The organism is Paenibacillus sp. Marseille-Q7038 (assembly GCF_965111595.1).
Genome location: NZ_CBCOOM010000001.1, coordinates 2,439,303 through 2,464,681, shown reverse-complemented (window position 1 = coordinate 2,464,681; position 25,379 = coordinate 2,439,303). Strand labels below are relative to the sequence as shown.

Below are 25,379 nucleotides of genomic sequence, written 5' to 3'. Positions count from 1 at the left end.
TCTTTTCTATGAAAAAGCACCTTGTCTAAGGTGCTTTTTTTGTTGAACAGTACCGATTAATCTTGTTCAACGTGGAACAATTGGAGACGTTAGAATCGAAATACATATGTAGAATACAAATTACATAGTAGAACACAAAACAAAACATAAAAAAGCTAGCCCTATGGCTAGCTTTTTTATGTTTAATATTATTTTTGAAGTACAATTTCCTGTGCCGTATTCAGTTCAGGCAATTCAGTAAGTTTTTGGAGTACTTCTTTTGGTACTTCTTTATCTACCGTCAGAATCATAATTGCAGCACCGCCGATAATCTTACGTCCTACTTGCATGGAGGCGATATTGACATCATTTTCACCAAGAAGTGTACCTACCAGGCCGATAATTCCTGGTTTATCGTTATGAGAGATGAAGATTTGGTGATCTTCAGGAGCAAAGTCTACTGGGAAATGATCGAGTCTTACAATACGCTCACCATATCCAGCAAGAAGTGTTCCTGCAATACGTCTTTCTTGCTCATGTTGGTTCTTAAGCGTTACGGTAATCAAGTTGGTGAAACCTTTTGTACGTGGAGCTTGAGATACGACCACGTTAATTTCACGAGTTTTTGCTAAATGCAGGGAGTTTACGATATTAGCTTCACTGCCAAGATGCCTTTCAAGTATGCCTTTTAGAACATAACGAGTCAGCTGCTGGGTATCGACTTCCGACAAGTCACCAGAGTAGTCAATATGAATTTCCTGGATTGCTTCATTTGCCATCTGTGCTGCGAAGCTTCCTAGGGTTTCACCAAGTTTGAAATAAGGTTGAATAATATTCATAACACTTGGAGCCACTGGAGGCATATTAACCGCATTTTTGAAAGGTTCGTTCCGTAAAATATGAAGCACTTGCTCAGACACGTCAATCGCTACGTTCTCTTGTGCTTCTACTGTGGATGCACCAAGGTGAGGGGTAACGATGATACTCGGATGACTTAAGAATGGATGATCTGCTGCAGGAGGTTCACTTTCAAATACGTCAAAGGCAGCACCTGCTACAATCCCTTCATCAATAGCTTCAATTAGAGCCATCTCATCAATAATTCCACCACGCGCACAGTTGATAATTCTCATACCTTTTTTCATGACTTCGAATTGCGGCCGAGCAATCATGTGTTTTGTTTCTGGAGTCAGTGGTGTGTGAACCGTCATGAAATCCGCATTACGAATAATGTCGTCAACGGAAGCAAGGGTAACGCCCATTTTTTCAGCACGTTCTTTCGTTAAGAACGGATCGTAGCCGAGAATGTTCATTCCAAACGCTTTGGCTCTTTTTGCTACTTCACTGCCGATTCTACCCATACCAAGGACACCAAGTGTCTTGTTGCGAAGTTCTACGCCAAGGAACGTCTTACGGTCCCATGTACCGTTTATCGTCTTAGCATAAGCTTGAGGAATATGTCTCGCTAGAGCCATCATCATCGCAAATGTATGCTCACAAGTTGTAATTGTATTCCCATCGGGTGCGTTAATAACGATAATACCTCGTTCAGTAGCTGCTTCGAGATTGATATTGTCAACACCAACTCCGGCACGACCAATAACTTTGAGGCGTGTGCCGGCTTTCATAATGGCAGGAGTTACACGGGTTTGACTACGTACAAGAAGTGCATCATAATCTCCAATAATTTGAATAAGTTCATCTTCCGAAAGACCCGTATTTTTGTCGACAACAACATCCTCAGCATCCATAAGTTGCTGAATTCCCAAATCACTGATTGGATCAGATACCAAAACTTTTAACATTGATCATCGTCCTCCTTGATTTTGAACAACATGTATAGAATAAGAAGCGGCATTCACGTATAAAGCTAAGCCATTTCCTTAAACTCGGTAAAAAATTAATGCGTTGAAGTGACATAGTGCAGCTTTGTAACAAAATAATCTGTTCCTAGAACCTGAAGGAATTAACGCAAAAAAACTCTCAATCCGCATACTACTACCGTAGTAAGGGACGAGAGTTGTCGTGGTGCCACCCTAATTCGCTATCGCTCTTGTTAGAAGAGCAACGGCCTTAATGGTCTACAATAGACCAGATTCATAACGTGAATCACGCGACTATATCTACTTTAAATTCGATATAGTAACTCGGGAGCGCTAAAAAATACTGTATGATTACTGATTCTCACCAACCATCAGTTCTCTGAACAATCGGTACAGTTCTTTTCTCCGTCATCGTTGTTTAGATATTGTTAAATAACAATTTTTCATAATGTATCATGTGTAACATCGCCATGTCAATAGTTGTATCTACTAAAAAGAGGAAGAAAACCCAACGCTTCCTCCTAAATTTTTCCTCCATATCTTGAAGGTTCTTGAATCTCTTAAGTATTTTAGATATCATTTAAATATTCCCTTTATTTACATCAGAGATAGAGACATCATTTATAGAATAGGAGTAAGAATAGGCGAGAATGAAAAAACAACAGTGGAAGAAATTAAAATTTCAAAAAATTGAGCCTCATCAGCTAACGGATCGCCTTCTTCTTATCAACCTTTATTTAACACAAGCATTAACATTAATTATAGGTATTATTTGGATTTTTTTTCAAAAGAGAAATCCCCTGGAGCTACTGAGTTTACCTCAAGGCTGGCAATTTGTAATGTATGGTCTTGGACTAGCTGCACTCATGCTCGTAGTTGATTTCTTGTTATCGGCGGTTATGCCTGAGGATAGTATGGACGATGGCGGTATTAACCGTATGTTATTTCGCAAAAGACCTATATGGCATATCATAATCATCGCTGCCGTTGTGTCCGTTTGTGAAGAGCTTTTATTTAGAGGTGCCATTCAGCATTCCTTCGGTCCTTATTGGACAAGTATCATTTTTGCCTTAATTCACTTTAGATATTTAAATCATTGGCTTCCTACAGGCTGGGTTTTTGTATCCAGTTACGGTTTAGGATATATTTATGAGCAATCTGGAACGTTATGGGCTCCCATACTGTGCCATTTTGTAATTGATTTAATATCCGGACTCGCCATTCGTTTTCGGAGGGAAACATGAACCAACAACTAAGTAGATCACAAAAGTATGGTCATCATCGTCGTCGTAAAGAGGGAAAGGAAATAAAACCTTCTAAGTCGTTTCATAATGTCGTTGAGAATAGTAAACCGAAAAGTAAAACAGTTACGAATAAGCCAGTACACAAGAAGCCTGTGAGTAAAACTCAGCCCGTTCCTGAGTTATCAAGGATGCAGCGCAAACTCCAGGCTGAACAAAAACAAAAGCAAAATAAGGAAGCAAGCGGTCGTATTCAAGAAGCAGAAACACTTCCGACAAGAGCAGAACTGTTTCCATCTCGAAGAGTAAGACTCAGCAAGTGGTTCATCAACTCACTTATTTTTATTTTTATTCTTCTGACTGGATTTCTTGTTTATTGGGGGATTATAGGAGCTCCTCCACTGAATACATTAGTCCCTTAGCAATCCTAGATTTATCACGTGATACGGTGCACTAGAAAGTTTTCTTGTATGATTGACGCATGACTTTTCCTATTTACGTGAACAATAAGGAATGCATCCTAACATACAAGGAGGTTTATCAATGAGAACTTCTTCGTTTCTAATGGGCTTAACTGTTGGTGCTGTAGCTTGTTCTGTCCTTTCTCAAAAAGGAAATATGCCTACGGCAAAACAAGCGAAAAAATATCTGCATGATGCTAAAGAAAAGGTGATGGATATCACCTTTCCGGGCATGGATAGCATGCTGAGTAAAGCATTGACAGATGAGAACACAACGAATGCGGGGTCAAATTCTAAATCTTCGGCAAATAAAGTATCGACACCAGAACAAAAAGCCGAAAATTTAGATTTGATCAAATCTTTTATCCGTTCGAATCCGGACGTGAAAAAAGAAGTAGAAAAAGTACTGGCGGAATCCCATACAGCGATTCCTGGGTTGTAATGAAATAAGGATTTGAAGAAAGAATCATTTGCAGATCCTTATTGGACTGTAAATGATTCTTTTTTATCGTTTTTATTACGTGCATTTGTGGGTATAAAATGATAACATACTTACATAATCCATTTTGATCACATACTCACAGAATACAACATAATCTGTTTATAACACATGCTTAATAAAGGGGAGATCCTGTATGAAAATAGAACGCTTAAGCAATGACAAGATACGGATTTTCCTGACTTTTGATGATTTAAGCGAGCGTGGTATCCAGAAGGAAGATATGTGGCAGGAAGAACCTAAAGTTCATGAACTGTTTACGGAAATGATGGACCAGGCCTACAGCGAACTTGGATTTGATGCTACTGGCCCTTTGGCCGTTGAGGTCTTCGCGTTACCAGCTCAAGGAATGGTCGTTATTGTCACAAGAGGCAAATATGATCGTGAACGATATGGTGCATTACACGAAGATGATATAGCAGATGAAATATACGAAATGGAAGTAACACTTGAGCAGAGTGATTCTGTGATGTATGTCTTTAAGGATTTTGAAGTATTGATTGAGGCTGCTCACATGCTGAAAGCTAAAGTAACGGAAGCTGGACGTTTGTATCATTATAAGGACAAATGGTTCTTGCATCTTGAACCGGACGAAGTCGACACTGAACAGCACGGAGCGCTCATTGCCCTTCTTGCTGAATTTGGCGAGGGAAGTTCTGTTACGAGTGCCGTACTCGGAGAATATGGCAAGCTTGTTATGGCAGAAAATGCAGTAGGAACGATTTGTGAACACTTCAAACGTCATGATTCTTAGATTTTAATGAGTAAGTATGTGAAACCATTATGTTGGAGGGATGTTCGGTGCTTTTGTTCTCGGTCTTGACGGCAGCAATTGCGCCGGGGCTTTCCCTGCTTACGTATTTTTATCTCAAAGACCGTTACGATGCCGAACCTCTCCATATGGTTATTCGAATGTTTTTTTTCGGACTACTTATCGTATTTCCCGTTATGTTCCTGCAGCGAGGGTTGATGCTTTTTCTTGGAGATATCGGAAATCAGCCGTTTCTGCATGCATCCGTAGTTTCTGCGGGGATTGAGGAAATACTCAAGTGGCTTGTTTTATTTTTCGTTATCTATCATCACACTGAATTTGATGAGCCCTATGACGGAATATTATATGCGGTAGCCATCTCGCTTGGTTTTGCTACAGTGGAGAATTTGTTATATGCATGGGCTGGAAATGCTTCTATGAGTTTCATGCTTTATAGAGCGTTGCTCCCTGTTTCAGGTCATGCGATGTTTGGTGTTATTATGGGATATTATATGGGCAGGGCTAAATTTAGCGACAAAAAGAACTTGCAACGCAAGTTTCTTGTCATGTCGATTCTTCTTCCGATTTTCTGGCATGGACTTTACGATCTGATTCTTGGTGTGGAACAGGCGTGGTATTGGTTTATCGTACCTGTTATGCTCATCCTTTGGTATGGAGGTATGGGAAAAGTTTACCGTGCTAACAATCGTTCTCCGTTTCGTTTTGTAAAACGTGAGGAAGAGGTTAACCTGTAATTGATTTGGATACACTTGTTTCTAGTTGGCAGTATTTTTCTGTCTAGTAGAGGCAAGTGTTTTTTTATGTTTATGACCAAAATCAACCAGGGAGTGAGGATTTGAATCATGAGAGTAAAAGTGAAGATTCGCTGCAAACAATGCGGTGAAAGGTTTGTCTTGCGCGGTAAAAAAGAACGGGGAAGAATTGAAACAGGATTCAAGCAGTGTGTCTGTGATAACAGGGACATGTTTGATATTGAGGAAGAAAGCTTCTGATTTTGCGATCATTCATGTATAACCTTCCTTTCTTCTTGTCACAATAAGGTCATCGTACCTGAAGAAAGGAGCAACACAAAAGATGTATAAAAAGATAAGCTCGGTGTTATTCCCAATTGTATCAATACTGCTCATTGGTTCTTTGATCTGGGGGTATCAACAATATCAACAACGTAATGCAGTAGCTTTAAAATCAGAGAATCAATATCAACGATCATTTCATGATCTCTCGTACCACATGGACCGGATTCATTCAGAGCTAGGGAATACGCTTGCGGTTAGCAGCGCATCTGATGGAATGCATAAAAAAGGGCTTATGAATGTATGGATGCTTGCGAGTCAGGCACAGAGTGAACTTAATGATCTTCCACTCACATCGCTTCCAGTAAACAAGACAGAAGAGCTTTTGTCTCGCATATCTAAATTTGCGTATCAGACATCACTAAGAGATCTTCATGAGAAACCGTTAACAGCTCAAGAAAAAGAGAATCTTAGAACGTTGTACAAGAATTCAGCTGAAATCAATAAAGATTTGGATCAGGTACAATTTTCTGTACTCTCTGACAACCTGAAGTGGGGCGATGCAGAAGCTGCTTTGACCGCCGGGGGCAACAATCAGAATCAGCAGCAGAATGTAATAGTGGATGGTCTTAGTGCATTGGATCAAAAAGTAGGCAACTATCCTCCTATGGATTGGGGACCATCCGTCTCGAGTCTTTACGAGCATCGTACTGTCCGTAAACTGGGCGGAGTAACGGTTACTCCAGAAGATATTAAACGAAAAGCACAAAAGTTCACGGACATAGATAGTCCCGAAATTCAGGTTATTCAAAACGGGAAAGGGACAGATTACAGGTCCTATACCGCAAACCTTACCGCACCAGACGGTCATTTGATTCGTATGGATTTTACTGTGGATGGCGGCCTGCTGATTTCATATAACGATGAAAGAGAAGTAGGTCCAAGACAAGTGAATCGAGATACAGCAATGTCTAAAGCCGATCGTTTCCTTGAGAACAAAGGATATCGCGAGATGAAAGCTGTTGCTTACAATGAATATGACAATCTAGGTAACTTCACTTATGTAAGAGAACATGATGATGTGCTCGTTTATCCTGAGAAAATCACGGTCCGTGTAGGTCTAGATAACGGAGAGGTGATTGGGTTTCAAGCATCTGAATTCCTTAACGAACATAAAGATGACCGTGAATTTGCAGAGCCGAAAATCAAGCTGAAAGATGCAAGAGCACAGCTGAATCCTGATTTTAAAGTATCCTTTACACGGAAAGCGTTAATAAAAAATGAATTCAGTGAAGAAGTGTTGTGCTATCAATTTGGCGGAAAAATCAATGATACCATGTACCGTATATACATTAATGCGGAAACTGGTGTAGAAGAAGCAGTAGAAGAAATCCCTAGACCAACCGCAGGATCTAAAATGTAGATCGGAAGCTTCTCCTTTGGAGAAGCTTTTTTTTTGCATTTTTCTGAATGTAAATTCATAAACGCATGGTATAATATTCCTGTTATATTTCAAGGTTGTGCGACTATAGACAGGGAGTGAATGAAGTTTGTATCCGAAAGTAAATGATGTGTTGTTCATACAGTTACCCTCAGAAGGTGAGAAAGAAGCGAATTACGAATTTCGTTCGAGAATTGCCGAAACAGATGAAGATGATATCTATATGGAAGTTCCGATTCGTGAAGGGAGCGGGCAACTGAAGAAACTTCATATGGGCGATGAGTTGGCGATCTACTTTCTAACAGAGGGTGGAGTAAAGCATTACTTTAATACATACGTGACTGGTTTTAAAGAAGATGTAATCAGAATGGTGAAGTTTCGCAAGCCATCTGCAGAAGAAATTTTTCAAATACAGCGGCGTAACTTTTTACGAGTCCAGTCCGAATTAGAACTCGCTGTTAAGTTTAAACATGATTTTACACGGTTTCTAACCTATACCCATGATGTAGGCGGAGGAGGCGTTTCTTTTTTAGGAGACGTCAAACATGTAGTAAAGGAAGGACAGACTCTTTCTTGTTGGTTGTTGCTTCCTTATAAGAACGGAGAGCTCGAACATGTACCTTTTGAAGGAGTCGTGGTTCGAAGTATGACCCTCGAAAGTGGCCGGCAAAAAGCTATGCTTGAATTTACACAAATCTCAGATATGGAGCGTCAAAAAATAATAAAATACTGTTTTGAACGCCAACTTGATTTTAAAGGTAGATAAATGAATTCGTACAGTATTAAATTACTCATCAGGGAATGATTATTTATTTCTCTGGGCACAATGAACAAAATTGTTCTGCAGGAGAGATGAGAATGAAACAGTCAGGTGAGGAAGCCCGCAGATATGAAGCTTTATTTATGAAATTCAGTATTCAGGTTGAACGCAGCCTACAGAAATTGCTGATATGTCTTTTTCTGTTACTTCTCGTTTTTCAAGTTTTGCTTCATAACAGATACACAGCACCTTATATGTCGGGCGTGTTTCGGCTTGAGGGAACACCCCTGCCTGCTTCTTTCCAGACTTCAAATATGCTGAATAAAGAGTGACCCTTTTTGCATCAGTGCTGGTTGTGTGGTATAATTTTCTCGTCGCAGGCAATGCCTGCTTTTTTCTTGAGGCTTAAGTTTGAGGAGGAATGCCCCGTTGACAAGCCAGAATACAGCAGAGAACGGGAAAATGAATGTGGCTATTGACGGTCCCGCAGGAGCTGGGAAAAGTACCGTTGCTAGACGCGTGGCGAGCAAACTGTCTTATGTGTACGTGGATACAGGCGCTATGTATCGTGCTGTAACCTATTATATGCTTCGCCATGAGATTAAACCGGAAGAGGTAGATACCGTACTTGCGCACGTTAAAAAACTGGATATTGAACTAATACCAGCTGATGGCGGGCAGAAGGTATACCTTAATGGGGAAGATGTATCAGGGCCGATCCGTTCGAGAGAAGTTACTGGAGTAGTATCCTTATATTCGCAAATCGAAGATTTGCGTCATCACCTTGTTGAAATGCAGAGAAAGATGGCACTTCGCAAGGGCGTTGTTATGGATGGAAGGGACATCGGAACGACGGTTTTACCAGATGCAGAAGTGAAAATTTTTATGACCGCAAGCGTTAGGGAACGTGCACTTCGTAGGTTCAAGGAACTCGATAAGACGGAAGAGGTAACACTCGATCAGCTCGAAAGAGAGATTGCGGCTCGGGACAAGCTGGATCAGGAACGTGAAGTTTCGCCGCTGCGTCAAGCAGAAGATGCCATCGTTCTTGATACCACATCAATGAGTATTGATGTGGTTGTTGAACACATTGTAACGCGCTGTATGGAAGTCAGGGGAGAGGTTGGATTATGATTTATTCAATTGGTCGGTTTCTGTTAAACGTAATTTACACGGTTATATTTCGTTTAGAGGCCATTGGGAGAGAGAATATTCCCCGCGAAGGCGGCGTGGTAATGTGTTGCAATCACATTAGTAACTTTGACCCGCCAACTCTTGGAATTAAGATTCACCGCAAAATTCGATTTATGGCGAAAAGCGAATTGTTTGAAGTTCCGGTGCTTGGTCCGATCTTAAGAGGTCTCGGAGCGTTCCCAGTGAAACGGGGCGGTGTGAGCAAGGAATCAATCAAGACAGCGCTTAACATTCTTCGGGGTGGAGAAGTCTTGGGAATCTTTCCGCAAGGCAGTCGCCATAATGATGGTGGTATGGGAAAAAAAGGAGCTGCTAGCTTTGCGCTGCGAAGCGGAGCTGCTGTAGTACCTGCTGCTGTAATCGGTGAATACAAACCTTTCAGAAAAATGAAAATTGTTTACGGTGAACCCGTTAACCTGGATGAATTCAGAGATGATCCTTCGGGAGAGTCACTTGAACGGGCAACGGAAAAAATTATGTCTAAGATTGATGAAATGGCGAGAACTGGTGTACCATCTAAGCCATAAAGCCAATGAATGACACACCATATTTTATGGTAAGCTAAGCATTACCAGGTTATGTTTTGAACTCTGCTACGGCAGGTTTAAATAAATGGGGTTTTTGAATTGAGGAGGGTATTGATTATGTCGGAAGAAACTAAAAATCAAGAAGTAACAGAAGCAGCAACCCAAGATGAATTGGATTCATTCGTATCATTAAAAAAAGGCGATACTGTAAAAGGAACCATTGTCAAATTGGAAGATAACCAAGCTTATGTAAGTATTGGATATAAATATGACGGTGTAATTCCGGTTCGCGAACTTTCCTCTGTACAAGTGGATAATATCGGCGAAGCAGTAGAAGTTGGCCAAGAAGTGGAATGTAAAGTAGTTAGCATCGATGACGAGAAAGAAAAGCTAGTTCTTTCTAAACGTGCAATCGACAGCGAAAATGCTTGGGAACAACTTGTTAAATACCAAGAGTCTGGTGAAGTATTTGAAGTTGTGGTATCTGATGTCGTTAAAGGCGGCGTAGTAGCTGACGTTGGCGTACGTGGATTCATCCCTGCTTCTATGGTTGAGCGTCATTTTGTAGAAGATTTCAGTGATTACAAAGGAAAAACTCTTCGCGTTGTAGTTAAAGAACTGGATCGTGAAGCAAATAAAGTAATCCTTTCTCAAAAAGATGTTCTCGATGCAGAACATGAAGTTAACAAACAAAAAGTGATTGCTGAACTTACCGAAGGACAACAAATTGAAGGTACTGTACAGCGCCTGACTCAATTTGGTGCTTTTGTTGATGTAGGTGGCGTTGACGGTCTTGTTCACGTATCCGAGATTGCTTGGAGCCATGTGGATAAACCATCTGACGTTCTTTCCGAAGGTGAAAAAGTGAATGTTAAAGTACTAAAAGTTGATCCTGAAAAAGGAAAAATCAGCCTAAGTATTAAAGCAGCACAACCAGGTCCTTGGGAAACTGCTACAGAGCAGTTTAAAACGGGCGACATCGTAACAGGTGTAGTAAAACGTCTGGTTCAATTTGGTGCTTTCGTAGAAATCGCTCCAGGTGTAGAAGGTCTGGTTCACATTTCCCAGATTTCTCACAAACACATCGGTACTCCGCATGAAGTACTGAAAGAAGGACAAGAAGTTCAAGTGAAAATTCTGGAATTGAACTCTGCTGAGCAACGTGCCAGCCTGAGCATCAAAGAAACAGAAGAAGCTCCTGCTGATGCAGCGCCTCGTCCTGAAAAATCCAGAAAATCACATGCACCACGTGAAGTAATCGACAACCCTAACGTTTCCATGAGCAACGAAGGATTGAGCGTTACACTTGGCGATCTTTTCGGAGATAAATTAAGTAAATTCAAATAATGAAGTCGCGTTAAGCTTATCTTCATACAGGCAACAAACAGGTTGCTAATCACGATTGGCGGACCCTTCGGGGTTCGCCGATTGTTGTTAGAACCTGTTTTTTGGATAAGGAAAGCATTAGCTTAATTATCTTTTTTTTGCTATGATGAAGCGTAAGAAGTGACAGGAGGAGTGTATTTTATGGCAAGACCCGTTGTGGCTATAGTCGGACGTCCGAATGTAGGGAAATCAACAATTTTTAACCGGATCATCGGCGACCGGTTGGCCATTGTGGAAGATAAACCGGGAATTACGCGTGACCGTTTGTATGGTGTGGCGGAATGGAACGGCAAACCTTTCAGTATTATTGATACGGGAGGAATCGAAATTGATGGTGAAGATATCATTCTGAGATCCATCCGTATGCAAGCAGAACTCGCTATTGAAGAAGCTGATGTTATCGTATTTATGTGTGATGCGATGACGGGAGTTACACAAGCTGATGAAGAAGTAGCTCAAATTCTGTATCGATCCGGTAAACCGATTATCGTTGCAGTTAACAAAGTAGACAATATGGGTCGAAGCGACCTCATTTATGAATTCTATTCTTTTGGTTTTGGTGATCCTATTGGCATCTCCGGAAGCCATGGTACAGGCATTGGTGACTTGCTTGATGCAATTGTTACTAATCTTCCTGAACTCGAGGAAGATGGGTACGATGAAGATGTAATCAGAGTTGCTCTCATCGGACGACCGAATGTAGGGAAATCATCACTTGTCAATGCCATCCTTGGGGAAGAACGCGTTATTGTAAGTGATATTGCGGGAACAACAAGAGATGCCATTGATACTCCGTTTGAAAAAGATGGCCAGCGTTATGTCCTTATTGACACGGCAGGTATGAGAAAGCGCGGTAAGGTGTATGAAACGACTGAGAAATATAGCGTAATGCGCGCGATGCGTGCGATTGAACGTGCTGATGTCGTACTAATTGTCATTAATGGTGAAGAGGGAATCATTGACCAAGACAAACATATTGCTGGTTATGCATATGAAGCAGGTAAAGCTTCCTTATTCGTGGTCAACAAATGGGACGTCGTAGATAAAGACGACAAAACCATGCGTGAATTCGAAAAGAACATTCGGGATCATTTCCTATTCATGACCTATGCACCGATCGTATTCCTTTCTGCTAAAACTAAACAGCGCTTACAAAAATTGCTTCCTGTAGTACAGCATGTATCACAGCAGCATGTAATGCGTGTTCAGACTCATTTACTTAACGATGTTGTATCGGATGCAGTGGCTATTAATCCGCCGCCAACAGACAAAGGAAGACGACTGCGTATTAACTATGTAACTCAAGTAGCAGTCAAGCCTCCTACGATTGTTGTTTTTGTAAATGATCCGGAACTGATGCACTTCTCTTATGAGCGTTACCTTGAGAATAAGATACGTGCTGCTTTCAATTTTGAAGGTACACCTATTCGTATATTTACTCGGCGCAAGTCCGACGAAGGTTAGGGGAGAAACAATGTGATTTATGCTATTATGGCTATAATCATCAGCTATCTTCTAGGTTCCGTAAGCTTTAGCTTTTTGCTTGGTAAACTATCAAAAGGCATAGATATACGGGATCATGGAAGCGGCAATGCAGGCGCAACGAATACATTACGTGTCCTTGGAAAAGGACCGGCTATTCTTGTGCTTGTACTTGACGTTGCAAAAGGGGTCGCAGCGATATGGATCGGTAAATGGCTTGGCGGTGAATCACTATGGGTTCCAGCTCTGTGTGGAGTCGCTGCCATTGTTGGTCATAACTGGCCCGTATTTTTCCGTTTTCGTGGAGGGAAAGGGATTGCAACCGCTATTGGCGTGCTTGCAACCCTTTGTTTCTTACCAGCTTTATATGCAGGCATTATAGCGATTATGTGTATTGTAATCACAAGATACGTTTCCTTAGGGTCTTTAATTTTTGTATTCCTAACACCTCTGTTCTTATTTATCCTTCTTTATCCATGGCCTTTATTTTGGTGTAGTCTCATTATTTGTATACTTGCCTTCTGGAGGCATCGGACGAATATCATGAAACTTATACGTGGGGAAGAAAATAAGCTGGGATCTCGTTCATCAAAAGGGGGTAAACGGGTTGTCTAACAAAGTAACGTTACTGGTAGCTGGAAGCTGGGGGACTGCACTGGCAAGTGTTCTTGCAGACAATGGCCATGATGTGTACATGTGGACACGAAGTAACGAGCAAGCTGCTGAGATTAATGAACAGCATACGAATGCTCGATACTTACCTGGTATTATCTTATCCGAACGGATTATGGCTACAAGTGATATGAAAGAAGCGGTAGAAGACAGTCAGGCTATTATTATCGTAGCTCCTTCATCAGCGATGCGTTCCGTGGTACAACAGCTGAAGCCTTTTTACAAAAAGGGCACACTTATTGTACATGCAACAAAAGGATTCGAAACGGCAACTCTCAAAAGAATGTCTGTCGTCATTTCGGAGGAACTCGGCTGTCCGGAAGGAGATATTGTAGTGCTTTCCGGTCCGAGTCATGCGGAAGAAGTCGTTCAGAAAAAACCGACGACAACTGTGGTGGCATCTTTAAATGATGAGCTTGCTAATCGTGCTAGAGATTTGTTCATGAATGTGAACTTTCGAGTATACACCAATCGAGATTTGCTTGGTGTTGAACTAGCAGGTGCGTTTAAGAATATCATTGCTTTAGGTGCTGGAATGTCGGACGGTCTTGGATTTGGAGATAACGCCAAAGCAGCGATCATAACCCGCGGCCTTGCGGAGATTTCCCGAATTGGAGTTGAGATGGGGGCTAACCCGCTTACCTTTTCGGGACTCGCTGGCGTAGGGGATTTAGTCGTGACCGCAACAAGTAAGCATAGCCGTAATTGGCGTGCTGGATATTCACTTGGTCAAGGCAAGCCACTACAAGAAGTACTGGATGCCATGGGCATGGTTGTTGAAGGAATTCGTACAACAGAAGCAGCTCATGCAATATCACAAAAGTATAAAGTACAAATGCCGATCGCTGATCAGCTTTATAAAGTGCTTTTTACAGGTAAAGACAGTCGTACTGCGGTAGAAGCATTGATGGGCCGTGATCCTAAGACAGAGATGGAAGTTATGAAACTTGAGACGTGGGAACAGTGGCACACTTAAGTTAATGGGCTCTTTTCTCATTTCTCTAGTTTCCATCACCCTTCGATAAGACAGCTCATATAATATGTTGAGTTTTTGTCTTAAGGAGGGGAATAAATGGCAGATCATATTTCTAAGGATGCTCTAAATGCAATTAATAAAAAGACAGGGAAGAAGATCTCGGAAGGCGCAGTGAAAAAGCTGGCTAGTACGGTGAAACCTTCAACTTTACAAAATGAGGATCAGCTGAGAACGTTGATCAAACAAGTTTCTGCAATGGCGAAAATACCTGTCAGTGAAGAAACGATTCAAGAAATCGTGAATGCGATCAAGAAAAGCGGTATGAATCCGAGCAACATGGAAGCAATCATGAAAATGATGATGAAAAAGAAATAATATATCTGCTGAGAAAGAGTATTTTACCTCTTTCTTGTGATGAAGAACAAAGATGGGCTTCTGCCTATAATCTTTGTTCTTTTTTCTTTTTACAAGAGGAATAGGCGTGTTTTCATGTTATAATCACTATATCTGAGAAAAGATGGGAAATACATTATTTTCTGGATCTATAGAGGCATTGGAGGATGAAACATGGATGCAATGGACAAGATGTGGCTTTCGATTATCGCTGTTTTAATTATGGGATTGTCTGTCTTCTTGATTACTTTTGCACGTGCGAAGACAAAGGGTATAATAAAAGGAGTTTTATCTCTGCTTGCTTTTATAATTATGCTGGTTGGGCTTCTTAGTGGTCTGGTATCCATTATGTAATTATAACAAGGAAGTCTGAATTCATTATACGATTGGAGTCATGATAAGTGCTTGATACAGCTTTAAACGTCTTAGGTATGGCATGGAACCCGAAGCAATACAAATGGCTGTTAGGAGGAAGCTGCAGCCTTCTGTTGCAGGGAGTAGAACTAACGGACCCGCCAAATGATATTGATGTGTATGCTGATTTTGAAATCGCCAAACCATTACATAAAGAGATCAGTTCATATTCAGTCGATGAGCAGCGTCTTGATCGAAGCGGTACCTATACTTCTTTGCTCAGTCATTATCAGATCGGTGAAGCTTCTTTAGAATTATCTGGAGGATTTGAAATTTGTACCTCGGATTCACTTTATCGTACAGATATTGCTTTTTTGATTCCTTATGCACAGAAATATAATATTCCAGGTACGCATCACTCCATTTTTATGACACCGCTGAGTCATGAGCTCCTGTTTAACATCCTTCGTGAGCGGGCAGATCGATATGATCTTATAGCTAAGAAAATGAATGAGAATATAGAAGCCCATACCCCTTTATTACAAGAATTGATTCGCCGTAATGTGTGGTCAGCAGAACATCTGGAGCAATTGGAGGATGTGCTAGGATTGAATGGCGATTCACTACGAGAACAGGGTTGGCTCTGATACAGCTAGAATGCACGGACAGGCAAGGGGGCAAGTGAATGAAGGTAACATTTTTACCAAGTGGCAAACAGGTTGAAGTGAAGCAGGGAGTGACCTTACTTCAAGCAAGTCGTTTAGCGGGGATAACGATCCCTACCAGGTGCGGAGGCAAGGCTGGATGTATGATGTGCAAAGTCGACGTTCCAGTGGGGGAAGAATGTCATCTGAGTAAACCAGGAGGAGCTGAACGTAACAAGCTGGGCACATGGCTCGAACATGGGACACGTCTAGCTTGTCAGGCTACAGTTCAGGACTCGGTCACAGTTCAAGTACCTGAGGACAAGCTAAAAGCAGCAATTCGGAAACAGCTCGAAAGACAAGCAGAAGAAGATACCCTTTGGTAAGATTCCTGAAAATGATAGCTAGATTCTAATAAAGGATGGGCTTAAATGAGGAAAGTGTATGGTATCATCAGAAAACAACGTGTTTTTCTATGTGCTGCTATGACTGCGATTCTGTTATTACTGACGGGCTGTATGCACTCTTCAGGTGAAAGTAACAAAGACGCGTGGGCTACGAATTATGATGGGAGTGTCTCGAGGGTTCAAAGTGCAATGGATGCCTTTCAGGAATCGAACGGTATTTTGCCGCTGATTACTGCTGGGGCAGAAGTCCCTAAATATGAGAAATTTCGAATTGATTTGAGCAAACTTGAACGAGAGGGATATGTTGATGATATTCCAAAGGCGGCCTTTGAAAAAGGCGGAAGTGCGTATTTTCTCGTACAAAATGAAGAAGTCGATCCGATTGTTAAAGTAATGGATCTCCTAACCGTCCAAAAAGTAACTCTAGTTCAGCGTCTAGTTGATTCTTATTACGCCTCTCACGGAACATGGCCAGCGAAGGAAGAAATGTACCCAAACATTCATCTAGTGGATACAGAAGCCATTCAAAGCTCGGGAAACCGGATTGAGGATTTGGCAAGTGTGTACTCTGGTGAAATACTTCCTTATATCATAGATGCCGAAGGAACGGTTTATGCAGATTATGCTTTTGACATCATGCAGCTCATTGATCGAAAAGAAATCAAGCCGAAAACATCTGAAGACTTAAGGAAATACCTAACAGAAGAATCTCATTTTGTGCCTGTAAAATCACTTCCTTATACGTGGATTGATGGTCAGCCCATTGCTGTTCCTACCCTTCCGTAATCATGGTCTAGCATGAATACCGTCCCTTTGAGGGGCGGTTTTTTTATATATTAGAGTCCCAATCGTCATAATTGATAGCTAGCATTCATATATTAAGTGTGGATGGTCTTTGAAGATAGTGAATCTTCTTAAAAAAGAGAGTGCTTCAAGATTAACCACTAAAAAAATAGAAAAGACGTCATACTGCGCAGGTCATGTACATACTATGATACTAGTCCAAAAGCATGTACGAGTTACGCCGCTCATCTTTCTTTCATCAGAATGTGATATGTCGGCGGCGGACGACTTCCGGGCAATCGTTATAACTGCTCTACCGTTGCAGGGATTAACGTCTTCTGATTGAAAACGAAGCGGATGCTCTTTAGCATTTTTCCTTCGGAGTATGTTTAGGAGGGGATTTCATTTGGAAAAAGTAGACATTTTCAAAGACATTGCTGAGCGAACCGGTGGAGACATTTATCTCGGAGTAGTCGGTGCAGTTCGCACAGGAAAATCAACATTCATCAAACGATTTATGGAAACTATTGTTTTACCTAACATTACTAACGAGGCAGACAGAGTAAGGGCAATCGATGAACTTCCGCAAAGTGCAGCTGGAAAAACAATTATGACCACCGAACCTAAATTTGTTCCTAACAGTGCCGTACAGATCAAAGTGGCCGATGGCCTTGACGTTAATGTCCGTCTTGTGGATTGTGTAGGATATGCGGTGGAAGGAGCCAAAGGTTATGAAGATGAAAATGGCCCTCGTATGATTTCTACACCGTGGTTTGAAGAACCGATTCCTTTTCAAGAAGCAGCAGAGATTGGGACACGAAAAGTCATTCAGGAACATTCTACACTCGGTGTAGTGGTTACAACAGATGGCACCATTGCAGAGATTGCACGTGAATCCTATGTGGAATCCGAAGAAAGAGTCATCGCTGAACTGAAAGAAGTAGGTAAACCTTTTGTTCTCATCATAAACTCAACAAAGCCTAAGGGCGAAGAAGCATTGCAGCTTCGTGCTGAACTTGCTGAAAAATATGATGTCCCTGTCATGACGCTAAGTGCGGCAACGATGACAGAAGAGGATGTTACCGGTGTACTTCGAGAGGTATTATATGAATTCCCAGTTCACGAAGTAAATGTTAATTTACCAAGCTGGGTTATGGTGCTGAATGAAAATCACTGGCTGCGTGCAAGTTACGAGAATTCAGTTCGGGATACGGTAAAAGATATTCGCAGATTAAGAGATGTGGATCACGTGGTGTCTCAGTTTATGGAATACGAATTTATCGACCGAGCAGGACTTAGTGGAATGAATATGGGGCAAGGTGTTGCCGAGATTGATCTCTATGCACCAGATGAGCTTTATGATCAAATTTTATATGAAGTAGTGGGAATTGAGATCAGAGGTAAGGATCATCTCTTGCAACTGATGCAGGACTTCTCCCACGCCAAAAAAGAATATGATCGTTTTGCAGAAGCACTGGAAATGGTCAAAACAACAGGTTATGGAATTGCGGCTCCATCGCTTGCTGAAATGGCTTTGGATGAACCTGAACTTATCCGTCAAGGAACAAGATTTGGGGTTAGACTGAAAGCGACAGCACCATCGATCCACATGATCCGTGTCGATGTAGAGTCTGAATTTGCACCAATCATTGGTACAGAGAAACAAAGTGAGGAACTGGTCCGATACCTCATGCAGGATTTCGAGAATGATCCGATCAAGGTATGGGATTCAGATATGTTTGGCCGTTCCTTGCATTCCATTGTAAGGGAAGGTATTCAAGGTAAAATCGCCATGATGCCGGATAATGCAAGGTATAAACTCCAAGAAACTCTTGGACGAATTATCAACGAAGGTTCTGGCGGACTTATAGCAATAATACTGTAATTCATGGCCTGGCCCATAGATTTACCACCAAAATAACCGTAAGGGTATCTCCCTTTCGGTTATTTTGTGTATCTTACGTCACTACCAAAATAGGGAAAATAAGCAATAAGTAGTGTGGCTTTTTATCAATTTTAACCCAAGAACGTTGATTCTACTTGAAATTGTGTTCTGACTGTATTACTATAAACCTTGTTCCGCTTGAGGGATTATAGATTCTCTTGAAGTAGCAGAGAAAAATTTGATTTCATGCGGAGAAAGTATGAACCTATGAACAATATCAATGGGGATAGGTATATCTTATGTATATTTTGTGATGAAACGGGAACAAAGTATAACACTTAGATAATAATCTCAGGAGGTGAATTGACTTGAATAAATCTGATCTGATCACACAAGTAGCTGAATCTACTGAATTGCCTAAGAAAGATGTGACTAAAGCGGTTGATGCCGTATTTGAAGCAATTTCTGAAGCATTGCAAAAAGGTGACAAAGTACAACTCGTTGGTTTTGGTAACTTTGAAGTACGCGAGCGTTCTGCACGTAAAGGACGTAACCCGCAAACAGGTGAGGAAATCGAAATTCCAGCGAGCAAAATTCCTGCTTTTAAACCAGGTAAAGCGCTCAAAGACGGAATCAAATAAGATTTCTACATACTCTTATGTAATCGAAAAGTCCGTGAATTCGTTCACGGCTTTTTTCTTTTTATTAGGAAGGGGTGAAGTTCATGGAAGGTCCGATCAACAGCGGGGATTATATCGTGATCAAGGCAAAAGAAAACGGTGTTCATGTCATTGGTTTGACACGAGGTCATGATACCCGGTTCCACCATACGGAGAAGCTCGATAAGGGTGAAGTTCTCATCGCACAATTTACAGATCATACTTCTGCTATTAAAATTCGGGGCAAAGCAGAAGTCATGACAAAACACGGTGTTATTGAATCAGATCAATAAGAAGAATGGGGAGATATGAATCCCTTCTCTTGATTTTAAAAAGCAGGCATAGCCTGTTTTTTTCGTTGTACAATAGAGTATGGGCCTTCTGTTAGATGTTTACACTAAGAAGGACAGGAGGTCTATCTATTGAAAAAGAGAAGAGTATTACCCCTTGTTCTCGTCGTATCGCTTGGTGCAGCGGTACTTTTGTCCACGTTTGTTACGGGGCAAAGTGCGAAGTGGATGGCAGAAGAATCAAAAGAAGTGCTTTCGGCAAATGAACAACTAACACTAACGGATAAAAATTTGGTTGACGCTTTACATGATCTTTCTTTACATACGCCGATCAGTAAAGTGAAATGGAGTGAAAATGTGCTGACTCTGGATCTTAAAGCAACCGGGAACTCCATCATACCCTCCGACATTTATATAGATATTGCTAGTATCGCGTCCTTTTCCATGGAACGAACGAACAATGTAAATCAGCTTATGCTCCGTGTACTTGCGGAAGATGAATGGGCAGGGAAGAGACATTTACTCCTCTCTGCAGATATAAAACGCACCGAATGGAACAGAGAAGCATTGATGAAGTTAAGAGAATGGAAAAATCCGGCGTTACCTGACGAACTGATTCAAAGGTTCCATATGACAGAGACAAATCTATGGCGTGAGCAGTTTATTTCCTCTGAAAACGGTTATTGATGCCCTGTGCGGGCATAAGAAACATATGTTATAATAGATAAGATTGTGACGAAGATGATTGAATATTTTTGAATGAACGCTCGGAGGATTTATAATGATTTCATACCGCGTAGCAAATCTCGCAAAAAAATATACGGATTATGATATGATACAGCGGCATACGGATTTGCCGACGTTTCCTAATAGCCGTGTACAATTGCTTTACACGTTTTTGAACCAAGGGCAGAGACATTCAATTGAGGACAGCGAACTCTTTTCCTTAGTTACAGCACTTGTACAAATGGGACTAGATACGCATGAAATGATTGATGTTCAGGAAGAAAATCTTGGAGAGCAAGATATGCGTTCTCGTCAGTTAAAAGTGCTTGGAGGCGATTTTTTTAGTTCGCGGTTTTATCAATTGCTAGCGCAAGCCGGTCATATATCGGTTATTGCTTCGCTCAGTGATGGGATCTGCCGATTAAATGAACGGAAGATGAGCCTTTATGACCGTATGAAGAAACAAAAGGTTTCCTCCGAAGAATATGTACAAGAATCGGTACAGCTGAAGAAGCAGCTGTTTCTTTCTTTTCAGAACATCATTTCGGAAGAACAAGCGGAGCTGTATGACCAGCTTCTAACGTCAATTTGTCTTTTAGATACGCTTGTTGAAGAACGAGAAGCTGCAAACGATGTTGAACGTTCAAAATCAAGATTCGCCTATTTACACATTTATGAGAATGAAAATTCGGATGTACGCTCTGCCTTGGCAAAAGGAAAGGTTACACCGTCCGAGTGGAATGAACTGATCAGTAAGCATAAAACAATCGAAATACTGACGAAGAAGATAGATCAGTCCGTACTTTCGGTTCAAGGTCTATTAGAGAACCATGTGCACGATCATGTGCTTCGTGAAGAACTAAAGACCCTCTTAGAACCCTATTTCTTACATAGGGCAAGTGCATAAGTTTATTGTTCGATGAAAAGTGAATAAAGGTGGTATTTATACATGCAGCATGGGGGGAACAAGCCGAAGGAGCAGTACGTCCATTCGGTTTTTCAGAGTATTGCTGGTAAGTATGATGTAATGAATGACACGCTTAGCTTTAGACGTCATAAGGCCTGGCGCAAATTTACAATGAAAAAAATGAATGTACAGCCTGGACAAACAGCACTCGATGTCTGCTGTGGTACATGTGACTGGACGCTTGCACTTGCAGAAGCAAGTGAAACAGGTCACATCGAAGGACTTGATTTTAGCAGCAATATGCTGGAGGTAGGTCAGCGTAAAGTTGAAAAACTAGGCCGTAAACAGCAGATTACGCTCGTTCAAGGGAATGCGATGAGTTTGCCTTATGAAGATAATAGCTTTGATTACGTAACAATTGGCTTTGGTCTTCGTAATGTGCCGGATATCAAACAAGTATTAAATGAAATGAAGCGGGTAGTAAAACCAGGAGGGAAGGTCGTCTGTCTGGAACTCTCCAAACCTACCTGGCAGCCGTTTAAAGGTTTGTATTATTTTTATTTCAGAAATATGCTCCCTTTTATTGCCAAGCTGTTAGCAAAGCGTTATGAACAGTACAAATGGTTACCTGACTCCCTTATGATGTTTCCTGGAAGAGCGGAACTCGAACAGATTTTCAAAGAGACCGGCTTACAAAACGTCACTTCCTTCGCCTTGACGGGCGGAATAGCAGCATTACATATCGGGATCAAGGAGAGTCAGCATGTTTAAGAAAATAGGTATATTTCTAGAAATGATTAAAATTGAGCACACGCTGTTTGCGTTGCCTTTTGCGTTTATGGGTGCTGTGCTTGGATCGACAGAAATAACGGGCCATTTACCGAGTTGGGCTCAGATTGGCTGGGTACTGCTCGCTATGATTGGTGCGCGTAGTGCCGCTTTTGGACTCAATCGGATGATAGATAGAGTGATTGACGCCAAGAATCCTAGAACGGCTGGACGAGCCATTCCAGCAGGACTTCTCAGAATTAGTGAAGTTGTTATTTTTGTCATTATCTCTTTTATTTTATTATTTTGGGCAGCATCACAGCTTAATCCGCTTTCGGTGAAACTTCTTCCGATCGCCGTATTCATGCTCGTTATTTATTCTTATACAAAACGGTTTACATGGGCTTGCCATATCGTACTAGGTTTTACTATTGCCCTTGCTCCGCTTGGCGGATGGGTTGCAGTAACAGGAGAAATTAACCTGAGCAGTCTTGTTCTTTTTGTAGCTGCCGCTTTTTGGACAGCAGGTTTTGATATTATTTATGCGTGCCAGGATATTGAATTTGATAGAGAAGAAGGCGTGTATTCCATTCCTTCGCGCTTTGGTATCGCTGGGGCATTGACGATTGCCAAAATATTTCACATTATTACCGCGGCTGGCTTTATTGCCTTATTCTTTATTACAGGTTTAAGCTGGATTTATGCAGTAGGAATCTTGATCTCTTGTGCGCTGCTCATATATGAGCATTACATTGTGACACCGAGTGATCTAAGTCGTTTACAGACGGCCTTCTTTACTCTGAACAGTGTAGTCAGCATCGTAATCTTTGTCTTTACTTTGATTGATGTGGTGGTGTTTTAACTTGACAGCAAACCGGTTGAAAAGACTTGCCGTTGGTATTACAGGGGCAAGCGGCAGTATATACGGAATACGGCTGATTGAAACTTTACTTGATAAGGCCTATGAAGTGCACCTTGTCGTATCCAATGCAGGCTGGCGTGTCATAAAAGAAGAACTAGGCTGGAACGTTACGGACCGGGAAGGGATTTTGAACGAGAAGTTCGGGAGCCGTCCCGGTTCTCTTGTTTATCATCCCGTAAATGACATCGGTGCTTCAATCGCAAGCGGGTCATTTTTAATGGACGGGATGATCATCATGCCCTGTTCTATGGGTACCTTATCAGCCATTGCTCATGGAGCCTCGGATAATCTGATGGCTCGCGCAGCAGATGTGATGATGAAAGAGGGGCGTTCCTTAGTTCTGGTTCCGAGAGAGACGCCGCTTCATGCGATACATCTCGAAAATATGTTGAAGCTGTCTCGCCTTGGAGTCAAGATGATTCCTGCGATGCCGGCCTTTTATTACCATCCAAAAACGATGGATGATTTAATTAATTTCCTTGTTGGAAAAGTACTAGATACTCTTCATATTGAGCATGACCTGTTTACGAGATGGGGGGAGACAACATGAATACACACAGCAAAACCGTTCTCGGTAAAATTAGTTATACCAATGCTTGGCCTATTTTTCATTACTTTGATCCCAAGAAACTTACCCATCCAGTCGAGATGGTTACGGAAGTCCCTGCTGTACTGAATCAAAGAATACAGGAAGGTACACTTGATCTAAGTGCCATGTCTTCTTTTGCTTATGGTATGGAATCAAAGCGTCTAATGGTATTGCCAGATATATCGGTAAGCAGTATAGGCGAAGTGAAATCGATTTTGCTCTTTAGTAAAAAGAAGATAGAAGATCTGGGTAGCGGAACAATCGCTCTGACAAATACGTCAGCTACTTCTGTGAATTTATTGAAAATACTAATGACGAAATTTTATAAATTGAGTCCTGAATATATATCGTTAGAACCGGATCTTCCTTCTATGATGGAGCATGCAGATGCAGCTTTATTGATTGGCGATTCTGCGATACAGGCATCTTGGACAGATCATGGTTATTATGTATACGATCTGGGCGAGAGATGGTACCATTTCACGAACCACAGCATGACTTTTGCGGTATGGGCTGTTTCATCTGATTATGCGAAATGTCATAGCGAAGTGATTCATGAGATCACAGATGCTTTTATAGCAAGTAAAGAAAAGATTTTAAAAGAACTTACTCCGGTTATCGATGAAGCGATAGAAAAAATCGGAGGAACAAAATCTTATTGGTATGATTACTTTACGAATTTATGTTACGATTTTGGTGAAAATGAGTTGCAGGGTCTGCAACTGTATTTCCGTTATGCACATGAGCTTGGTCTCATGGAGCATGAGGTCCGGCTGGATCTCTGGAATGAGAATAAGCTGATACGGGTGACGGAATGAAACTACTGGATATATTGACTGAACTAAAAAAAGATATGAAGTATATCGAAAAAGAATTGTATAAAAGTGTGGAAACGGATCAGAAGCTGCTTGATGAGACTTCCTTACACTTGTTGAAAGCGGGCGGTAAAAGGCTGCGTCCCGTCTTTGTTTTGCTAGGCGGTAAATTCGGAACCTACGATATTGAAGTCCTCAAACATATCGCTGTTCCGCTAGAACTCATTCATTCTTCTTCTCTTGTCCATGATGATGTTATTGATAACGCGAAGACACGCCGCGGACAATTGACTGTGAAATCCAAATGGGATAATCGGATTGCAATGTACACAGGAGATTATATTTATGCTAGAGCCATGCTTATGATTACGGAACTCCCGAATCCACTGATTCATCAGACCATGGCAAAAGCGATGGTTCAGATGACGATTGGTGAAATGGAACAAATCCGAGATTTCTTTAATACGGATCAGAGCATTCGGAATTACCTACTTCGTATCCGCCGTAAAACAGCTCTACTGATTGCAATCAGCTGCCAGCTAGGTGCCGTGGCTGCGGGAGCTTCCAGTGACATTTGCAGACGTTTATACAGCTATGGCTACAATGTAGGGATGGCATTTCAAATTCAAGATGACCTGCTGGATCTTAGAGGTACAGAGAAACAGCTTGGTAAGCCGCCGGGAAGTGATATGCTTCAAGGCAACATTACAATACCCGTCATTTATGCGTTACAGGATGAGAAGATTAGACCCGATTTGTTGCAGCTGATTGCTAACATTCGTGATCAGAATGATATTGGTAGTGTTCGCGCTGCAGTGGGTATGATTAAAGAGAGTGCGGGAATGACTAAAGCGGAGGAGCTTGCTGACCGATATATGAATAAAGCTCTTGATGCCTTGGAAGGACTTCCTGACATCAAGACAAAGAAAAATTTGCGGGATATCGCTCATTTTGTCGTAAAACGTTCATATTAATCAGGCAGGAAGATGTTCTCACCAAGTCGAAAGCTTA

General features: G+C 41.5%; 31 protein-coding genes and 1 other annotated feature. Of the genes, 29 read left to right on the top strand and 2 right to left on the bottom strand.

The genetic code is table 11. The features are described from left to right. Positions 1-188 precede the first annotated feature (188 nt). Positions 189-1,784: a phosphoglycerate dehydrogenase gene (gene serA, locus ACWPWY_RS11685; protein ID WP_454191851.1), complete on the bottom strand. Its 1,596-nt coding sequence runs from the start codon at positions 1,782-1,784 to the stop codon at positions 189-191. 201 nt (positions 1,785-1,985) lie between these two features. Further along, positions 1,986-2,223, bottom strand: a binding site (T-box leader). Positions 2,224-2,452: 229 nt separating this feature from the next. Between serA and ACWPWY_RS11680 the strand changes: the two genes are divergently transcribed. The 5 genes from ACWPWY_RS11680 (at position 2,453) to prsW (ending at position 5,509) form a co-directional block, all read left to right on the top strand. Further along, a complete protein-coding gene (locus tag ACWPWY_RS11680; protein WP_454191850.1) occupies positions 2,453-3,046 on the top strand; it encodes a CPBP family intramembrane glutamic endopeptidase in 594 nt (197 codons plus the stop codon). Continuing rightward, positions 3,043-3,465 carry a hypothetical protein gene (locus ACWPWY_RS11675; RefSeq protein ID WP_454191849.1) on the top strand — a complete coding sequence of 141 codons (423 nt, stop codon included), beginning with the start codon at positions 3,043-3,045 and terminating at the stop codon, positions 3,463-3,465. Before ACWPWY_RS11680 ends, ACWPWY_RS11675 begins: the two co-directional genes overlap by 4 nt. A gap of 121 nt (positions 3,466-3,586) precedes the next feature. Beyond that, a complete protein-coding gene (locus ACWPWY_RS11670; RefSeq protein ID WP_454191848.1) occupies positions 3,587-3,946 on the top strand; it encodes a hypothetical protein in 360 nt (119 codons plus the stop codon). A gap of 193 nt (positions 3,947-4,139) precedes the next feature. Beyond that, positions 4,140-4,757, top strand: coding sequence for a genetic competence negative regulator (locus ACWPWY_RS11665; RefSeq protein ID WP_454191847.1), 618 nt, complete (start codon positions 4,140-4,142; stop codon positions 4,755-4,757). Positions 4,758-4,804: 47 nt separating this feature from the next. Then, positions 4,805-5,509 carry a glutamic-type intramembrane protease PrsW gene (gene prsW / locus ACWPWY_RS11660; protein ID WP_454191846.1) on the top strand — a complete coding sequence of 235 codons (705 nt, stop codon included), beginning with the start codon at positions 4,805-4,807 and terminating at the stop codon, positions 5,507-5,509. A gap of 21 nt (positions 5,510-5,530) precedes the next feature. Here prsW and ACWPWY_RS11655 read toward each other — a convergent pair whose 3' ends face one another. After that, positions 5,531-5,779, bottom strand: coding sequence for a hypothetical protein (locus ACWPWY_RS11655; RefSeq protein WP_454192925.1), 249 nt, complete (start codon positions 5,777-5,779; stop codon positions 5,531-5,533). Positions 5,780-5,849: 70 nt separating this feature from the next. On the opposite strand from ACWPWY_RS11655, the gene ypeB reads away from it, so the two are divergent. From ypeB to ACWPWY_RS11535, 24 genes are all read left to right on the top strand, one after another. Further along, a complete protein-coding gene (gene ypeB, locus ACWPWY_RS11650) occupies positions 5,850-7,211 on the top strand; it encodes a germination protein YpeB (protein ID WP_454191845.1) in 1,362 nt (453 codons plus the stop codon). 127 nt (positions 7,212-7,338) lie between these two features. Further along, positions 7,339-7,995: a flagellar brake protein gene (locus ACWPWY_RS11645; protein WP_454191844.1), complete on the top strand. Its 657-nt coding sequence runs from the start codon at positions 7,339-7,341 to the stop codon at positions 7,993-7,995. Positions 7,996-8,087: 92 nt separating this feature from the next. Continuing rightward, positions 8,088-8,321 carry a DUF5359 family protein gene (locus ACWPWY_RS11640; RefSeq protein ID WP_454191843.1) on the top strand — a complete coding sequence of 78 codons (234 nt, stop codon included), beginning with the start codon at positions 8,088-8,090 and terminating at the stop codon, positions 8,319-8,321. A gap of 97 nt (positions 8,322-8,418) precedes the next feature. After that, positions 8,419-9,123: a (d)CMP kinase gene (gene cmk / locus ACWPWY_RS11635; protein WP_454191842.1), complete on the top strand. Its 705-nt coding sequence runs from the start codon at positions 8,419-8,421 to the stop codon at positions 9,121-9,123. Further along, on the top strand, positions 9,120-9,710 hold the full coding sequence (locus tag ACWPWY_RS11630; protein ID WP_454191841.1) for a lysophospholipid acyltransferase family protein: 591 nt from the start codon (positions 9,120-9,122) through the stop codon (positions 9,708-9,710). Before cmk ends, ACWPWY_RS11630 begins: the two co-directional genes overlap by 4 nt. A 117-nt stretch (positions 9,711-9,827) precedes the next feature. Next, positions 9,828-11,057, top strand: coding sequence for a 30S ribosomal protein S1 (gene rpsA / locus ACWPWY_RS11625; RefSeq protein WP_454191840.1), 1,230 nt, complete (start codon positions 9,828-9,830; stop codon positions 11,055-11,057). Between the two features lie 180 nt (positions 11,058-11,237). Then, a complete protein-coding gene (gene der / locus ACWPWY_RS11620; RefSeq protein ID WP_191799231.1) occupies positions 11,238-12,560 on the top strand; it encodes a ribosome biogenesis GTPase Der in 1,323 nt (440 codons plus the stop codon). A 12-nt stretch (positions 12,561-12,572) separates the two neighbouring features. Beyond that, positions 12,573-13,193 carry a glycerol-3-phosphate 1-O-acyltransferase PlsY gene (gene plsY / locus ACWPWY_RS11615; RefSeq protein ID WP_454191839.1) on the top strand — a complete coding sequence of 207 codons (621 nt, stop codon included), beginning with the start codon at positions 12,573-12,575 and terminating at the stop codon, positions 13,191-13,193. Further along, positions 13,186-14,226, top strand: coding sequence for an NAD(P)H-dependent glycerol-3-phosphate dehydrogenase (locus ACWPWY_RS11610; protein ID WP_454191838.1), 1,041 nt, complete (start codon positions 13,186-13,188; stop codon positions 14,224-14,226). Before plsY ends, ACWPWY_RS11610 begins: the two co-directional genes overlap by 8 nt. A 96-nt stretch (positions 14,227-14,322) precedes the next feature. Beyond that, positions 14,323-14,601: a stage VI sporulation protein F gene (locus ACWPWY_RS11605; protein WP_454191837.1), complete on the top strand. Its 279-nt coding sequence runs from the start codon at positions 14,323-14,325 to the stop codon at positions 14,599-14,601. A 192-nt stretch (positions 14,602-14,793) separates the two neighbouring features. Further along, a complete protein-coding gene (locus ACWPWY_RS11600) occupies positions 14,794-14,973 on the top strand; it encodes a DUF2768 family protein (RefSeq protein WP_191799235.1) in 180 nt (59 codons plus the stop codon). 47 nt (positions 14,974-15,020) lie between these two features. After that, on the top strand, positions 15,021-15,620 hold the full coding sequence (locus ACWPWY_RS11595) for a hypothetical protein (RefSeq protein WP_454191836.1): 600 nt from the start codon (positions 15,021-15,023) through the stop codon (positions 15,618-15,620). A gap of 38 nt (positions 15,621-15,658) precedes the next feature. After that, on the top strand, positions 15,659-16,003 hold the full coding sequence (locus ACWPWY_RS11590; RefSeq protein WP_454191835.1) for a 2Fe-2S iron-sulfur cluster-binding protein: 345 nt from the start codon (positions 15,659-15,661) through the stop codon (positions 16,001-16,003). A gap of 45 nt (positions 16,004-16,048) precedes the next feature. Further along, positions 16,049-16,810, top strand: a complete 762-nt coding sequence (locus tag ACWPWY_RS11585) for a hypothetical protein (protein ID WP_454191834.1) — start codon at positions 16,049-16,051, stop codon at positions 16,808-16,810. Between the two features lie 403 nt (positions 16,811-17,213). Continuing rightward, positions 17,214-18,692 (top strand): stage IV sporulation protein A, encoded by a 1,479-nt coding sequence (gene spoIVA / locus ACWPWY_RS11580; RefSeq protein WP_213529587.1) that lies wholly within the window; start codon positions 17,214-17,216, stop codon positions 18,690-18,692. Between the two features lie 368 nt (positions 18,693-19,060). After that, positions 19,061-19,333 (top strand): HU family DNA-binding protein, encoded by a 273-nt coding sequence (locus tag ACWPWY_RS11575; RefSeq protein ID WP_191799240.1) that lies wholly within the window; start codon positions 19,061-19,063, stop codon positions 19,331-19,333. 83 nt (positions 19,334-19,416) lie between these two features. After that, a complete protein-coding gene (gene mtrB, locus ACWPWY_RS11570) occupies positions 19,417-19,644 on the top strand; it encodes a trp RNA-binding attenuation protein MtrB (RefSeq protein ID WP_454191833.1) in 228 nt (75 codons plus the stop codon). A gap of 129 nt (positions 19,645-19,773) precedes the next feature. Continuing rightward, positions 19,774-20,328: a hypothetical protein gene (locus ACWPWY_RS11565; RefSeq protein WP_454191832.1), complete on the top strand. Its 555-nt coding sequence runs from the start codon at positions 19,774-19,776 to the stop codon at positions 20,326-20,328. Between the two features lie 94 nt (positions 20,329-20,422). After that, positions 20,423-21,274 (top strand): heptaprenyl diphosphate synthase component 1, encoded by an 852-nt coding sequence (locus ACWPWY_RS11560; protein ID WP_454191831.1) that lies wholly within the window; start codon positions 20,423-20,425, stop codon positions 21,272-21,274. A 42-nt stretch (positions 21,275-21,316) separates the two neighbouring features. Further along, complete coding sequence (locus ACWPWY_RS11555) at positions 21,317-22,045, top strand: demethylmenaquinone methyltransferase (RefSeq protein ID WP_454191830.1); 729 nt, start codon at positions 21,317-21,319, stop codon at positions 22,043-22,045. Beyond that, positions 22,038-22,904: a UbiA-like polyprenyltransferase gene (locus tag ACWPWY_RS11550; protein ID WP_454191829.1), complete on the top strand. Its 867-nt coding sequence runs from the start codon at positions 22,038-22,040 to the stop codon at positions 22,902-22,904. The genes ACWPWY_RS11555 and ACWPWY_RS11550 overlap by 8 nt, the downstream gene beginning before the upstream one ends. A gap of 1 nt (position 22,905) precedes the next feature. Further along, positions 22,906-23,514, top strand: coding sequence for a UbiX family flavin prenyltransferase (locus tag ACWPWY_RS11545; RefSeq protein WP_454191828.1), 609 nt, complete (start codon positions 22,906-22,908; stop codon positions 23,512-23,514). Then, complete coding sequence (locus tag ACWPWY_RS11540; RefSeq protein ID WP_454191827.1) at positions 23,511-24,371, top strand: menaquinone biosynthetic enzyme MqnA/MqnD family protein; 861 nt, start codon at positions 23,511-23,513, stop codon at positions 24,369-24,371. Before ACWPWY_RS11545 ends, ACWPWY_RS11540 begins: the two co-directional genes overlap by 4 nt. Further along, complete coding sequence (locus ACWPWY_RS11535; protein WP_454191826.1) at positions 24,368-25,342, top strand: polyprenyl synthetase family protein; 975 nt, start codon at positions 24,368-24,370, stop codon at positions 25,340-25,342. Before ACWPWY_RS11540 ends, ACWPWY_RS11535 begins: the two co-directional genes overlap by 4 nt. Positions 25,343-25,379: the final 37 nt, after the last annotated feature.

What these genes read in the sequence shown, in the direction of transcription:
- serA (WP_454191851.1), bottom strand. Translation starts at nt 1,784, where the DNA reads ATGTTAAAAGTTTTGGTATCTGATCCAATCAGTGATTTGGGAATTCAG.
- ACWPWY_RS11680 (WP_454191850.1), top strand. Translation starts at nt 2,453, where the DNA reads ATGAAAAAACAACAGTGGAAGAAATTAAAATTTCAAAAAATTGAGCCT.
- ACWPWY_RS11675 (WP_454191849.1), top strand. Translation starts at nt 3,043, where the DNA reads ATGAACCAACAACTAAGTAGATCACAAAAGTATGGTCATCATCGTCGT.
- ACWPWY_RS11670 (WP_454191848.1), top strand. Translation starts at nt 3,587, where the DNA reads ATGAGAACTTCTTCGTTTCTAATGGGCTTAACTGTTGGTGCTGTAGCT.
- ACWPWY_RS11665 (WP_454191847.1), top strand. Translation starts at nt 4,140, where the DNA reads ATGAAAATAGAACGCTTAAGCAATGACAAGATACGGATTTTCCTGACT.
- ACWPWY_RS11655 (WP_454192925.1), bottom strand. Translation starts at nt 5,779, where the DNA reads ATGATCGCAAAATCAGAAGCTTTCTTCCTCAATATCAAACATGTCCCT.
- ypeB (WP_454191845.1), top strand. Translation starts at nt 5,850, where the DNA reads ATGTATAAAAAGATAAGCTCGGTGTTATTCCCAATTGTATCAATACTG.
- ACWPWY_RS11640 (WP_454191843.1), top strand. Translation starts at nt 8,088, where the DNA reads ATGAAACAGTCAGGTGAGGAAGCCCGCAGATATGAAGCTTTATTTATG.
- ACWPWY_RS11630 (WP_454191841.1), top strand. Translation starts at nt 9,120, where the DNA reads ATGATTTATTCAATTGGTCGGTTTCTGTTAAACGTAATTTACACGGTT.
- rpsA (WP_454191840.1), top strand. Translation starts at nt 9,828, where the DNA reads ATGTCGGAAGAAACTAAAAATCAAGAAGTAACAGAAGCAGCAACCCAA.
- der (WP_191799231.1), top strand. Translation starts at nt 11,238, where the DNA reads ATGGCAAGACCCGTTGTGGCTATAGTCGGACGTCCGAATGTAGGGAAA.
- ACWPWY_RS11605 (WP_454191837.1), top strand. Translation starts at nt 14,323, where the DNA reads ATGGCAGATCATATTTCTAAGGATGCTCTAAATGCAATTAATAAAAAG.
- ACWPWY_RS11600 (WP_191799235.1), top strand. Translation starts at nt 14,794, where the DNA reads ATGGATGCAATGGACAAGATGTGGCTTTCGATTATCGCTGTTTTAATT.
- ACWPWY_RS11590 (WP_454191835.1), top strand. Translation starts at nt 15,659, where the DNA reads ATGAAGGTAACATTTTTACCAAGTGGCAAACAGGTTGAAGTGAAGCAG.
- ACWPWY_RS11585 (WP_454191834.1), top strand. Translation starts at nt 16,049, where the DNA reads ATGAGGAAAGTGTATGGTATCATCAGAAAACAACGTGTTTTTCTATGT.
- mtrB (WP_454191833.1), top strand. Translation starts at nt 19,417, where the DNA reads ATGGAAGGTCCGATCAACAGCGGGGATTATATCGTGATCAAGGCAAAA.
- ACWPWY_RS11560 (WP_454191831.1), top strand. Translation starts at nt 20,423, where the DNA reads ATGATTTCATACCGCGTAGCAAATCTCGCAAAAAAATATACGGATTAT.
- ACWPWY_RS11555 (WP_454191830.1), top strand. Translation starts at nt 21,317, where the DNA reads ATGCAGCATGGGGGGAACAAGCCGAAGGAGCAGTACGTCCATTCGGTT.
- ACWPWY_RS11550 (WP_454191829.1), top strand. Translation starts at nt 22,038, where the DNA reads ATGTTTAAGAAAATAGGTATATTTCTAGAAATGATTAAAATTGAGCAC.
- ACWPWY_RS11540 (WP_454191827.1), top strand. Translation starts at nt 23,511, where the DNA reads ATGAATACACACAGCAAAACCGTTCTCGGTAAAATTAGTTATACCAAT.
- ACWPWY_RS11535 (WP_454191826.1), top strand. Translation starts at nt 24,368, where the DNA reads ATGAAACTACTGGATATATTGACTGAACTAAAAAAAGATATGAAGTAT.